Source organism: Nonlabens sp. YIK11 (genome assembly GCF_001413925.1).
GTDB lineage: Bacteria > Bacteroidota > Bacteroidia > Flavobacteriales > Flavobacteriaceae > Nonlabens.
In genome coordinates this window covers 2,308,037-2,320,907 of sequence record NZ_LBMJ01000001.1, presented here as the reverse complement: position 1 = coordinate 2,320,907, position 12,871 = coordinate 2,308,037, and the positions used below count along the sequence as shown (strand labels likewise).

Here is a 12,871-nt window from a genome sequence, read left to right as displayed (position 1 = left end):
AACCTATCCTCTCGTGCTACGACGATTGGAAGAAGTGGATCTTGTGTTTCCAGATGACCTGCTGGAGCGTTGTGACGTGCTCTTTGCTTCTGGTCTACTGGATCTACTACTGGTCGCTCTAGTCGATTGACGTTGGGTGTTGCCACTAGATCTCGTACTGGTACGATTAGAAGACTGTTTTACCGCGGGTCTGGTAGATCTATTCACTTGAGGTTGAGAAACTCTAGTGGACGTATTTGATCTGGTACTAACCGCTTTACGCTCATTTGCCACGCGACTGTTGGTATTCACACGAGTCGATGTTCTATTAGAGTTGCTCACGTTCCCAACTGATCTTCCTGTAATCCCAACATTGGGACTGGGTCTAGAAGTGGACATTCTGGTCGTATTGCTCTGACGATTGTCAAAAACACCTCTAGAATTACCAGCGGTTGACCTAGTATTTGAGATAGCTCTCGTGCTACGATCATTATTACGAGGTGTAACTACTTTAGATCTTCTATCATTAGAGTTACTGGCAATCGATCTACTGTTTTGACGATTGAAATTATCGTTTCTAAATATGGATTGTCGACCGCTTGCAATACTATTGCGATACTCTCTGCTGCTACGACTATTGGAAATGGCTCGACCGCGATTGTCACGACGACCTCTTTCATAATCTCTATATACGACACGATCATAAGGTCGATAGAAGGATCTACGAACTCTATTGTCTATATAACAACCGTTGTAGTAGGTAGGCGTATTCCAATAGTTTCTATGGTATGCATAAGAGAATCTAATCGGGTTGTAATATGCTCTATAAGGTCTATTGTATACCACTACACGATCTACAAATGGCGCGGCATAGTATCCATGCCATGGCTGGTAAACATAGTTTCTATTGTAAACATTAATAAAACCAGTATAGTTAAGGATTACTCCTGGACGACTGTAGTTGACATATAGATTTCCAATGTTGCGAACATATCCATTATTGTAATTGATGAATACATCACCAGCTTGAATGATGCGTCCATAGGCATCATAATAGATAGGTGTATTCTCGATTTGAATGACCGCTCCATAGGTATCATATTGTACATAAGGATCGTAATCATAACCCGTATTAAAGGAAACGTTTACATTGCCTATGTTGACGTTGGCGCCAAACCTAGGGCCATAATCCAAGAAATTAAAATCAAACTGACCATCAGGGAAAACGGCAAATTCAATTCCACCTTCTGTGAAAATAAAGCTGTTGGAATAACCGCGATAACGCGTGTCGTCATCGGCTGGTTTTTCTGCAGACGCCATTCCAAATCCTAGGAACAGCATCGCTAATAGGGTAGATAGCTTTTTCATAATTGAAAGGTATTAGCAGTGAACAACATCGTCCACTACTATTAACAAATCAACCAGCGTGCCAAAAAATATTTTAGCTATCTAGTAGTATGTCATAGTAATTGAAAATTTATCTGTAAATAATTTATTTACAGATACTTAAAAGTAAAATGGTTACTATAAACTCATTGGGTAGAAACTACAACGTTTTCGCTTTCGCGAAAGCGAACTCTTCCAAAAACATCTAATATTTAGAATTGGATATAGAGAATTTCAATGTCGTCCTCGAGATCGATGGGTTCATAAACACCGTAAGAAGTGTCCATTCTAAAACTGACTCCATCTTCCTGTACAAAGACTCGAGCCTCAATCTCGCTGCCATAAGCTACTGGGTTCTCATAGGTTTTACGCAGTTTTTCAAAAGTCAATCCTGGACGGATCATGGCATCTGGAACGCCGCCTGGATGTACAATTTCAATGGTACTGATGACATCTGATTCAAAATAGAAATACGCAAGTTCATTATCATATTCATCTACCAATTTATAAATATCAAACGTACCGTCACCAGTTTCAAGGATGTCTTGCACCACTGTATCGCCTTCTCTCAAATCAGCATTCAATAAGGTTGAGACATTACGATCGGCAATCAATTCGCCCAATTGCAACCTTTCCAAAACCTTCGCAATATCAAAGGCTTCATAAACAAATTCCAGATGTTGATCGCTGTATTCTTCTTCGTAATTATTTAAAGGTTCTTCCAGATCTTCTACTTCTTCATCTTTTTCTAGTGGTGTATAAGAGATGCTTTCTTCCTCAACAGCGACCGTGTCGATGCTTTCCATCACTGGTGCCGTTGGTGCTACATTTTTGCAACTAAGTGAGATGAGTAAAAGGGCGATGAAGCAACATCGAGAGAACATGCGAGACAAATTTATCAAGCTAAGATACAGCAGCCTTGTAGGTTTTCAAACAGCGTTCTCTTGCTTCTTTGTGATCCACGATCATTTCAGGATAATCATCAGTATCATGTTCTGGTACAAACTCATTGATGTATTTTCTGTCTTTATCAAACTTGTCCTTTTGAGTAATGGGATTAAATATCCTAAAGTACGGCGCTGCATCCACACCACTACCAGCAGCCCATTGCCAGTTGCCTACATTGCTGGAAAGTTCGTAGTCCAATAATTTCTCGGCAAAATAAGTTTCGCCCCAACGCCAGTCGATCAGTAAATGCTTGCATAAAAAGCTGGCGACCAGCATGCGCACGCGATTGTGCATATAGCCTGTTGTATTGAGCTCGCGCATTCCTGCATCGACTAATTTATATCCTGTCGTTCCCGTTTTCCATTTTTCAAACTCTTCCTCATTGTTGCGCCATTCAATACGATCATATTTCGCTCTAAAGGCATTGTCCGTAGTTTCTGGATAGTGGTAAAGAATCTGCATAAAAAACTCTCGCCAAATCAACTCTGATAGAAAAACCTTGTTGTTGGATTGTAATCCTTTTTTGACCATCTTACGCGGACTTGCCACACCAAACCTTAAATAAACTCCTAATCGGGTAGTGCCGTCTTGAGCCGGGAAATTTCTAGTCTTTTCGTATTGCTCAATCGTCGTTGGAGTCACATCATATTCAGGAACCTCAATGGATGACTTTCTGAAACCCATATCGCTCAAACTGAGATTGGGTAACCTAGAATTCTGGATACAATTCTCTAGAACGGAGCTGGTATAGTAAATACGCAGGCCATCTGCATCTTTATGTTCTTCTTCAAAACGTTCCAGCCATTTGTTTTTGTATGGTGTATAAACAACATAAGGATCGCCATCATTTTTAACGACTTCATCCTTTTCAAAAATCACCTGATCTTTAAACGTGTGGAATGCTATTTCTTCTTTTTCTAGTAGATCTTTGATGGCAGCATCACGTTCCTTGGCATAAGGTTCATAGTCGTGATTGGTAAAAACAGCATTTACATCGTGATCTTTGAGGATCTGTTTCCAGACATCTTCGGGTTTACCATAATACATCGCGATGGAACTTCCCACTTCATCCTGAAGTTGCGAACGCATACGTTGCAATTCTTCATAGATAAAAGTGACACGAGCATCATCTTCAGGTAGTTTATCAAGAATTTCCTTATCAAAAATGAAAATAGGCAGCACCGGCAAATCTGCTGATAAAGCCTCATAGAAACCTACATTATCATCTAATCGTAAATCACGTCTAAACCAAAAAACATTTACTGCATCTGCCATTTTATCCCAAATCTAATGTGGATTTACCACCGTCAAGACCTAAAACCTGGCCTGTCATCCATCCTGCATTTTGTTCCAATAGGTAAACGGCTAGGCCTGCAATATCTTCAGCAGTTCCTACGCGCTTTAATGGATGTAGGTTACCCATTTTTTCTTTTTTATCATCGCTGTTCAATAAACGACCAGCAAGTGGTGTGTCCACCAATGATGGTGCGATGACGTTTACTCGTACGGTTGGTGCATATTCTGCCGCTAGGGCTTTTGCAAAACCTTCAATAGCACCTTTGGCAGCGGCTACGCTGGTGTGAAATGGCATACCTGTTTGTACGGCTACGGTGGAAAAGAAAACCACGCTACCGTTACCACTCTTAGTTAACAATGGCATGATATCTCTAGTGACCTTAATCAAAGAGAAAAAATTGATGGCCATATCTTCTTCAAACTGTTCCTGTTTCAACATTTTGAAAGGTTTCAAATTGATGCTTCCAGGACAGTAAACAAAACCGTCCAACGATTCTGGTAATTGACTGGTGTCTATGGAGTCCGCACTGGCATCAAAGGTGATGTGAGTCACACCATCTGGTAGGTTTTCATTTTCTCTGGATGCTACAAAAACGTTGTTTCCTTCATGAAGGTGTTGAACGATAGCGTTTCCTATTCCGTGGCTGCCGCCTATAAGTAGTATATTTCTTGACATGTTAATTGAGTATATCTTGTTTTAAAGTTGATTGATCTGACGGTGCTGTGTAAACACCAAATTTTTTAATGAGTGCGCTTTCGCGAAAGCGAAATATTTCTTCTAGCTTAGGTTTCACTAGAAAGGGCTGCACTATTTTGCCCAAAATGCCCATGGGCAATCTATAATGAACAATATCCTCCATAAGAGTGCCGCCTGGAATCTCACTTATAAAATGTTTGTGGTGCCACGTGGCATAAGGTCCATACATTTGTTCGTCGACAAAGTATTCTTTGTCTTTCACCTGTGTGATGTGCGTGACCCAATTGGTCTTAAAAAAGGGTAGCGGCTTGACACTATATTCTATAAGTTGTCCTGGATACATGCCGCGTTCTGTTCCATATAGAACGGTCATTTCCATTTCTGGAGGCGTGAGTAGCTTGAGATTGTTGGGATCTGTTAAAAAATCCCAGGCTTGGTCAAGCGATATGGGAAGCTTTTGTTTGGTATGGATCTGGTAAAGTTTCAATACGTTTTGTTTAGCGATTAAAGATAATCCCTAAACAAAAGTACGGCTCTCAATCCTTTGTTAATTGTCTGGCTCGCTATCGTCACGCAGCTCGCCGTTGGTATATTCAGCGTTCAAGGCAAACTTGATTCCTACCGAAAAAATGAGATTGGAAATATCAAAACTGGGCTGTAACCCGGTTTGAAAGACTGGATCATCACTAAAAAAGATGTCGCGTCTATTATCATAAGCAAGAGCATCACCCAGCGACCCATGATATTGTGGCGCAAAGTACAGCTGCACACTACGACGGAAGTAATAATTAAATCGTAGGCCGGTTTCTAAGACTAACGGAAACTCTTTTATAGCATCATTGTTTGGTGAATAATTTTGCTGATTGTTCTGGCTTACCGCATCTTCAGAATTTGTATTGAGATAACCTATTCCAAATCTAGCAAAGGCATCTACCTGAAAACGATTAAAGGTTTTTGAACCTACGATTCCAACACTTAGGCTTGACAGCGATGTATTATCCACATCATACACGGCAGCAAAAGCCGTCTCGTTATAAGTGTGACGAGCACCTATGCTTAACCCTACATTCTTATTGAAGTAATAATCATAAGTAAGTCCAACGGACAACCCAGAGCGTGAAATGTCTTGATAATCTCCAGTAGGTTCGGCTATACCCAGATCAATGGAAAGGTTATATCGTGGAATTTCCCGCAAATGCACAGGCACATCTTCATTTGCGCGTTGTGCTATCGCCATGGCTGGAAAAATGAGTAAAAGCAGGAGTCGTTTCATGCGGTAAATATATCTCAAACGTATTGGGAAAGCTTTATATAAGATTATGATTTCGTTTTGTTCGCTTTCGCGAAAGCGTGGTAACTTTAGGTATAACTTATAAATTAGAAATCATGAGCGATAAAGAAATCGAAGGAAAAATGGATCAAGCCAAAGGAAAAGTAAAAGAAGGTTATGGTAAAGTAACTGGAGACAAATCTACCGAGGCAGAAGGAAAAGCTGATCAAGCCAAAGGGAAAGTGAAAGAAGCTTTTGGCGAGGCAAAACGTAAAATCAAAAACGCACTAGACAGCGACGAAAAATAGAAATGGAAAAACTAACCGAAGCACAGATTGAAAAACATCTGGAAAAAGTAGAAGGATGGGATTATTATGATGATGCCATTCACACTACTTTTGAATTTGACAATTTCATGGATGCCTTTTCAGTAATGACAAGAATAGCCATGGAAGCCGAAAAGATGGAACACCATCCAGACTGGCACAACGTATATAACACACTGGAAATTACCCTGAGCACACATGACGCAGGTGGTCTAACGGAAAAGGATTTTAAACTTGCCGCAGCCATTGAGCATATTGTAGGAGATGAGTAATTTTCTCTTTTAAAATAGAAACCTCGCTACTGGCGAGGTTTTTTTATGCTTGTATTTTAGAAAAGTCTTAAGAAAAATCCCACGAAATGTGGCTAACTTGGAAATAAAAACATGAAACGATTATTAATTATTGCGGTATTATTGATTAGTGGGCTAGCAGCCGCTCAAGATTATGTGGCACCAGAACCTAATGAACGCCAGAAAGAAGAAGGAAAGGAACTAGCCAGAGAAATGGATAAACAACTTTCTCTAACTGAAAAGCAATTGCTACTCGTAGAAAAGGTAAATGCCACTTTTAACGCACAGCGTGACTTAGTTCTGGGTAATAAAGATCTCACCTTAGCAGAAAAAAATGAAGTATTACAATCGTTATATGTCGAGCAAGGTCGTGAGATGACAGATATTTTAGTAAGAGAACAGCTTGATCTTTATGAACGAATAAGAGGTGATATCCAGCCACTCATTGTCATAGAAGAGTAAATCGTATTGATAAATTATGAAACCGCCTTAATGGCGGTTTTTTTTGTGGTTGCAAGAGATAGAGCATAACCTTAATTTTACACTTCAAAATTTAAGTAATCAATGGGAAGAGCATTTGAATTCCGCAAGGCGCGCAAGATGAAACGATGGAGCGCCATGTCAAAAGCATTTACACGTATAGGGAAAGATATCGTGATCGCTGTAAAAGAAGGTGGTCCAGATCCAGATTCCAACGCAAAGTTGCGTGCCGTTATCCAGAATGCAAAGTCGGTCAACATGCCTAAGGCGAATGTGGAGCGCGCGATTAAAAAAGCAAGCGATAAGGATACTAAAAATTATGAAACGGTGCTATTTGAAGGCTATGCACCTCATGGTATCGCTGTTCTTGTAGAGACTTCTACAGACAACAATAACAGAACGGTAGCTAACGTACGTAGCTACTTTACAAAGTACGATGGTAGTTTAGGCACCAGTGGATCGGTTGAATTTATGTTTGAGCATAAGTGTCATTTCCGAATTCCAGCAGAAGGAAAAGACCTGGAAGAGTTAGAGCTGGAGTTGATCGACTATGGAGCTGAGGAATTGTTCCTGGATGAGAAAGATGAAGACGATGACAATAGCGTTGATGGAATCATGATCTATGCAGATTTTCAAAACTATGGTGCGATGCAATCTGGACTGGAAGAAATGGGACTTGAAATATTAAGTTCTGGATTTGAATACATCCCAACCGTTCAAAAAGAATTGACTGATGAGCAGCGTGAAGACGTTGACAAACTTTTGGAGAAACTGGAAGAAGATGACGATGTAAACAATGTTTACACAACCATCAAAGAAGATGAATAAATCGAGTTTTCCTTATTGATAAAAATCAAATTTGATTGTCAATCAGAATGGTGTAGATGTAGAGATAGCTTATTTTATACCTATTGCTTTTGAATCGTCAAGCAAATAGGTATCTTTAATATCTAACCTAAAAATCAAATAAAATGGTAAAGCAGAAATATCAAAGCGTCCTAGATCTAGGAGAAAAATTAAATATCCATGGTGGCGATGTAAAAGTCAATAATGGAAAACTAGAAATTACGGGAACAGCTTCTACACCTTATGAGAAGGACCTTTTGTGGGACGAGATCAAAAAAGTAGGTGGTGAGAATCCGTCAGATCTTATGGCAGATATTAAGGTAGCTGATAGCTCTGTTTATGCCATTCATACCGTAGAAAAAGGTGAGTCTCTTAGTTTGATAGCCAAGCACTATTATGGAGATCCTATGAAGTATAAAAAGATTTTTGAAGCCAACACAGACAAGCTGAAAAATCCAGATATGATTCATCCAGGACAGGATTTAATCATCCCTAATAAATAGGTTTATCCACTTCACAAAAATGCCGCTCAATCGAGCGGCATTTTTTGTATCAAGTCATTAGAGAAATCCTGTAGTTCCTTAAAAAACCTATGGAATTGATCTTCAAGCTCGTCATAGTGTTCGCGCAATTCCTTCAATGCAAATTGCATCTTGCTCTTGTTTTTGGTGCGTTGGTCCATTTGATACAGGATTTTACCCATTCCTTCTATCGTGCGGTAGCTGTACAACCAGTTGTGCTCAACCATGATAGGGTAGAAGCGTTGTATGCGCCTTGGCAGGATATCCCAACGATCTTTCAGGTCTTGATAAAAATCCAATGTAAAGCCTTCTAGATCTTGTGAGTGATACATGGACCAGTTGGCAGCTAGAAAATGGTCATAGTACAAATCAACAATCACACTACTCCATAATCCGTAGACAGGCCTTATCAATTCTTTGCTTTCGCTTACGATTTCATGAGAATCAGTGTAAGAATCAATGAGCCGATGAATAGTGATACCACGTGCAACATCTTCTGGAAACCGTGAAAAGTCCTTTCCTCTAACAGAATCTGCTATAAAATTCCCTATTCGCAGCTCTTTGTGATCTCCAGAAAGAAGGATGTGGGCAAGATAATTCATCGATGGAATTGCGGTTAATGGCGTAGAAAACTACATTTGCCGTAAATGTAAGGCATAAACAACATGACATTAATAAAATCTATTTCAGGAATACGTGGAACCATAGGTGGAGCACCAGGTGATAACCTCACACCATTAGACGCCGTAAAGTTTGCAAGCGCTTATGGGAAATGGATAAAAACGGCTTCTGGTAAAGAAAAACCTGTGGTAGTAATAGGTCGTGATGCCCGCATTAGTGGTTCTATGATCCAGTCGTTGGTTCAAAATACGTTGGTAGGTGTAGGTTGTGATGTTATTGATTTGGGATTGAGTACCACACCTACGGTAGAAGTTGCCGTACCTATGGAAAAAGCAGATGGCGGTATCATTTTAACTGCCAGCCATAATCCAAAACAATGGAATGCCCTAAAACTGCTCAACAACAAAGGAGAATTTCTGGATGGAGTAGAAGGTCAGAAAATATTGGATACTGCAGATGCAGAAGATTTCGCTTACGCGGAAGTTGATGATCTAGGTCAGGTAACCACCATTACCGACTATATCGATAGGCACATAGATGAGGTGCTGCGATTGCCTCTGGTTCAAGCCGAAGCCATTCAAAAAGGAAACTTCAAGGTAGTGGTGGATGGAGTGAATTCCACTGGTGGGATTGCGGTTCCAGCACTATGCAAAAAATTAGGTGTTGAGGTAGTAGAACTATACTGCGATCCCACAGGTCATTTCCCACACAATCCAGAGCCGCTTAAAGAGCATCTAGGCGATTTGTGTGCTGCCGTAAAAGAGCATCAAGCCGACTTTGGTATCACAGTAGATCCAGACGTGGATCGATTGGCATTTATCACAGAAACTGGCGAAATGTTTGGTGAAGAATACACGCTAGTCGCTTGTGCTGATTATGTCCTGAGCAAAAACAAAGGCAATACGGTAAGCAATCTTTCATCTTCCAGAGCCTTGCGCGACGTGACTGAAAAGCATGGTGGCACTTATCAGGCCGCTGCCGTTGGTGAGGTGAACGTAGTTCAAAAAATGAAAGACGTAAAAGCTGTAATAGGTGGTGAAGGAAATGGTGGGATCATATATCCAGACAGTCATTACGGTCGTGACGCGTTGGTTGGGATCGCATTGTTCCTTTCTTTGTTGACTGAAAAGAAAATGAAGGTAAGCGAACTTAGAGCTAGTTATCCCAGCTATTTCATGAGCAAGAAAAAGGTAGAACTTACTAAAGGGATGCCGGTAGATGCCATTCTCAAAGATGTGGAGAAAAAATATGCTTCAGAAGATTTGACAACCATCGATGGTGTCAAGATCGATTTTGAAAACGAATGGGTACACTTGCGGAAATCAAATACCGAACCTATCATTAGAATTTATACAGAATCTGCTAGTCAAGAATCTGCAGATCAATTAGCAGATCGCTTTATTGATGAACTCGAGGCGATAGCTCAACAGCACGCTTAACATCCTGTGGTTTGGTTTTCCAGCGTTTGTGAGACCATAAATAGTATTCTGGCTGTTTCCTGATTTGATCTTCCAGCTTTTGGAAAAATGAATCGGTGACAAGCCATTCTGGTTCTTTACTGGCGTCAAGAGTAATCTTGTCAAAATGCGCCTTGTAATAACCGCGCCGCACTTTTTCTACCTGCAAGTAATATACAGGCATGCCGTATTGATGTGCCATGCGCTCGCCACCCATAAATACCGGTGTTACCTGATCAAAGAACTTTGTAAAAAACTGCGCTGATGATGGCTTGGGCGCTTGATCTGCGACGAGAGCGTACAAACCAGCTTCATCAGAATTGCGACTGGCGCGTATGATGTTATAGGCCTTTTTCATGGGAACGAGATCAGAACCAAATTTGGATCGCACTTCTCTTATGTACTGGTCAAAATGCGGGTTTTTAATGGGTTTGTACACCACATAAGTCCTAAAATCCAGGAAATCATCTAGAGCTATGGTCCATTCGTAACTGGCCTGGTGTGCTAACATGAGGACGATGGGTTGTCCCGCTTTCGCGAAAGCGTTAATCTCATCCACATTGTCACAAACAAATCTTTTTTGAACTTCTCCACGGCTTATTCCTGTCGACTTGATCATCTCGACAAATATGTCACAGAAGTGGCGTGTACTTTTTTTTGAAAGAGCTACGACTTGCTGAGCATTCAACCCAGGAAAGGCAATTTTGATATTTGATGCAATGACCTTTTTGCGGTACCCAATGATGTAATACAGGATAAAGTAAACCACATCACTTAAGGCATAAATCACGGCAAAGGGAAGTCTTGCAATGAGCCAAATAAAAGGGTAAGCGATGTAAAATGCAGCGGCTTGCATCAAAGGATTTTTGGCAAATATACTATCTTGCCCACTAAGTATTTTTATATGTTTTACAGCATTGACCTTGTCACCATTGCTATTATCGCAATCACTTGTATCATTAGCTTTAAAGGCTTTCAGGATCTGGAATTCTTTGATCGATACAAGTTCAATATCTATGGCATCCAGCGTGGTGAACACTTTAGGTTTTTTACCAGTGGTTTTCTACATCTGGATTTACAGCACTTGTTTGTCAATATGCTGACGCTTTATTTTTTTGCTAACATCGTGGTGAGCAGTTTAGGAGATGTTTCTTTTGTCATCCTATACATCGTTAGCTTATTGGGCGGTAATTTTTTGAGTTACTTGTTCCACAAGGATGAATACCATTATAGTGCGATAGGAGCCAGTGGCGCGGTTTCTGGAATTTTGTATAGTAGTATTCTATTGTCTCCAGAAATGATGATTTATGGCATTATACCAGGCTATGTCTTTGGTATAGGGTATCTGGTATATTCTATTTATGGAATCAAGAATAGAGTAGGTAATATTGGGCACGATGCGCATTTTGGCGGTGCTGTTGCAGGCTATGCGACGACCCTAATTTATGATTATAGAATTATCTTAAATGAGCCTATTACCGTCATTGCCTTACTTATTCCTATCATCATTCTATTTGTCCTAATGAAACTGGGAAAAATTTAATTGAGCAGTTCTTCCAGCTTGTCATGTAGTGCTTTTCCTCTGAGGTTTTTTTCAATGATGACACCGTTTTCATCTAAAAGAAAAGTAGCTGGAATTGCAGACACGTTGTACAATTGCGCAATAGGGTCTTGCCATTTTTTTAGTCTTGAAATGTGATTCCAGGTCATTTGATCATCCTCGATGGCTGCTATCCACTTATCTCTGTCACTTTCCTGATCCAGCGATACACTTATGATATTGAAGCCTTTATCGTGGTATTTTTGGTAGGCTTCAACGACATTGGGGTTCTCTCTTCTACAAGGTCCGCACCAGCTGGCCCAAAAATCGATTAGAGTTACTTTCCCCAGCACTTCAGGAAGTTTGATCACCTCACCAGCTGGATTCTTACCTTCAAAATAAGGTGCTTTTTTACCTATGGCGACTGTTTCCACTCTAACCAGTTTTTCATCAATGGACTGCATGACGGGATGATCTACAAGGTCTTTATCAATGAGGTTGTAAAGTTCTCTAATTTTTTCAGGTTCCAGTCTATATTCATTGTACAAAGATTGCAGCGCGACCGGTGCTACGATCTCGTTAGGATGCTTCTTGATAAAATTGATCATGTTGTCATTATAGGTCAACTGCATCGTCTCGTATTCTTTTTTGAGTCGCTCCAGGCCTTCTTGACCTTCTTTGTCAAAAACCTCTTGCTGATCCTGACGTAGATTTTGGGTGGAAACCGCTTGATCAACTCTCATTTTTAGGTATTCAGAAAACACTTCATTTTCTTTTCCAGCACGAACCGTACTGTACACCAGGCTGTCCTTTTTAAGCTCTAATTCTATAGGCTGATTTTCTGACACGAAGAGCAGGATACCATTAGCACCGTCCAGCGTTAGTAGACGTTGATCGCTTAGTTCCTGTACTTCCTGCAAGCCGAAGTCAAACTTCTCGTTCATAACAATGGCGGTATCCAGTGGTATAGGAGAACCATTTCCATCGACTTCATTCAAATAAACACGTATGCCATTAGGAACATTGGGAGCTTTACCTGTAATGATGGCAGGTCCTTTATTTTCCTGACAGCTTAATAGACAAAGAGTTATAAAAAAAAGGGGTAAGACTGATCTCATTTCTTAATTTTTACCAAAAATACTAGATAATTCGGGTTAAAATAATCCCAAGGCACGGATATTGAACCTTAAACCAATCAATAATCGTATTTTTAA

The 12,871-nt window shown here is 40.3% G+C and carries 16 protein-coding genes; 7 read left to right on the top strand and 9 right to left on the bottom strand.

The window, feature by feature from the left end; all coding sequences use genetic code 11:
• Nucleotides 1-3: 3 nt before the first annotated feature.
• The 6 genes from AAU57_RS10440 to AAU57_RS10415 all read right to left on the bottom strand — a co-directional run bounded on the left by AAU57_RS10440 (nt 4) and on the right by AAU57_RS10415 (nt 5,579).
• Complete coding sequence (locus AAU57_RS10440) at nt 4-1,347, bottom strand: hypothetical protein (RefSeq protein WP_055412858.1); 1,344 nt, start codon at nt 1,345-1,347, stop codon at nt 4-6.
• A 230-nt stretch (nt 1,348-1,577) separates the two neighbouring features.
• Nucleotides 1,578-2,249 carry a hypothetical protein gene (locus AAU57_RS10435; protein ID WP_156340112.1) on the bottom strand — a complete coding sequence of 224 codons (672 nt, stop codon included), beginning with the start codon at nt 2,247-2,249 and terminating at the stop codon, nt 1,578-1,580.
• 19 nt (nt 2,250-2,268) lie between these two features.
• Entirely contained in the window at nt 2,269-3,588 is a 1,320-nt protein-coding gene (locus AAU57_RS10430; RefSeq protein ID WP_055412856.1) for a cryptochrome/photolyase family protein, read from the bottom strand.
• 1 nt (nt 3,589) lies between these two features.
• Complete coding sequence (locus AAU57_RS10425) at nt 3,590-4,285, bottom strand: SDR family NAD(P)-dependent oxidoreductase (RefSeq protein ID WP_055412855.1); 696 nt, start codon at nt 4,283-4,285, stop codon at nt 3,590-3,592.
• A 1-nt stretch (nt 4,286) separates the two neighbouring features.
• Nucleotides 4,287-4,793: an SRPBCC family protein gene (locus AAU57_RS10420; protein WP_055412854.1), complete on the bottom strand. Its 507-nt coding sequence runs from the start codon at nt 4,791-4,793 to the stop codon at nt 4,287-4,289.
• A 60-nt stretch (nt 4,794-4,853) separates the two neighbouring features.
• Nucleotides 4,854-5,579 (bottom strand): outer membrane beta-barrel protein, encoded by a 726-nt coding sequence (locus AAU57_RS10415; protein ID WP_055412853.1) that lies wholly within the window; start codon nt 5,577-5,579, stop codon nt 4,854-4,856.
• Between the two features lie 113 nt (nt 5,580-5,692).
• Between AAU57_RS10415 and AAU57_RS10410 the strand changes: the two genes are divergently transcribed.
• From AAU57_RS10410 to AAU57_RS10390, 5 genes are all read left to right on the top strand, one after another.
• Nucleotides 5,693-5,884 (top strand): CsbD family protein, encoded by a 192-nt coding sequence (locus AAU57_RS10410; RefSeq protein ID WP_055413742.1) that lies wholly within the window; start codon nt 5,693-5,695, stop codon nt 5,882-5,884.
• A gap of 2 nt (nt 5,885-5,886) precedes the next feature.
• Nucleotides 5,887-6,174 carry a 4a-hydroxytetrahydrobiopterin dehydratase gene (locus AAU57_RS10405; RefSeq protein WP_055412852.1) on the top strand — a complete coding sequence of 96 codons (288 nt, stop codon included), beginning with the start codon at nt 5,887-5,889 and terminating at the stop codon, nt 6,172-6,174.
• A gap of 111 nt (nt 6,175-6,285) precedes the next feature.
• Nucleotides 6,286-6,654 (top strand): hypothetical protein, encoded by a 369-nt coding sequence (locus tag AAU57_RS10400; protein ID WP_055412851.1) that lies wholly within the window; start codon nt 6,286-6,288, stop codon nt 6,652-6,654.
• A gap of 102 nt (nt 6,655-6,756) precedes the next feature.
• Nucleotides 6,757-7,500 carry a YebC/PmpR family DNA-binding transcriptional regulator gene (locus AAU57_RS10395; RefSeq protein ID WP_055412850.1) on the top strand — a complete coding sequence of 248 codons (744 nt, stop codon included), beginning with the start codon at nt 6,757-6,759 and terminating at the stop codon, nt 7,498-7,500.
• A 143-nt stretch (nt 7,501-7,643) separates the two neighbouring features.
• The gene (locus tag AAU57_RS10390; protein ID WP_055412849.1) at nt 7,644-8,021 is read left to right on the top strand and encodes a LysM peptidoglycan-binding domain-containing protein; all 378 of its coding nucleotides are present in this window, start codon (nt 7,644-7,646) and stop codon (nt 8,019-8,021) included.
• 26 nt (nt 8,022-8,047) lie between these two features.
• Here AAU57_RS10390 and AAU57_RS10385 read toward each other — a convergent pair whose 3' ends face one another.
• Complete coding sequence (locus AAU57_RS10385; protein WP_055412848.1) at nt 8,048-8,641, bottom strand: ACP phosphodiesterase; 594 nt, start codon at nt 8,639-8,641, stop codon at nt 8,048-8,050.
• 63 nt (nt 8,642-8,704) lie between these two features.
• Between AAU57_RS10385 and glmM the strand changes: the two genes are divergently transcribed.
• Nucleotides 8,705-10,099, top strand: a complete 1,395-nt coding sequence (gene glmM, locus AAU57_RS10380) for a phosphoglucosamine mutase (protein WP_055412847.1) — start codon at nt 8,705-8,707, stop codon at nt 10,097-10,099.
• On the opposite strand, the gene AAU57_RS10375 is transcribed toward glmM, so the two are convergent.
• The gene (locus AAU57_RS10375) at nt 10,059-10,973 is read right to left on the bottom strand and encodes a lysophospholipid acyltransferase family protein (RefSeq protein WP_082438604.1); all 915 of its coding nucleotides are present in this window, start codon (nt 10,971-10,973) and stop codon (nt 10,059-10,061) included. The genes glmM and AAU57_RS10375 overlap by 41 nt on opposite strands.
• Nucleotides 10,974-11,021: 48 nt before the next feature.
• Between AAU57_RS10375 and AAU57_RS10370 the strand changes: the two genes are divergently transcribed.
• Nucleotides 11,022-11,660: a rhomboid family intramembrane serine protease gene (locus AAU57_RS10370; protein ID WP_055412846.1), complete on the top strand. Its 639-nt coding sequence runs from the start codon at nt 11,022-11,024 to the stop codon at nt 11,658-11,660.
• Here AAU57_RS10370 and AAU57_RS10365 read toward each other — a convergent pair.
• On the bottom strand, nt 11,657-12,775 hold the full coding sequence (locus AAU57_RS10365) for a TlpA disulfide reductase family protein (protein ID WP_055412845.1): 1,119 nt from the start codon (nt 12,773-12,775) through the stop codon (nt 11,657-11,659). The genes AAU57_RS10370 and AAU57_RS10365 overlap by 4 nt on opposite strands.
• Nucleotides 12,776-12,871 lie beyond the last annotated feature (96 nt).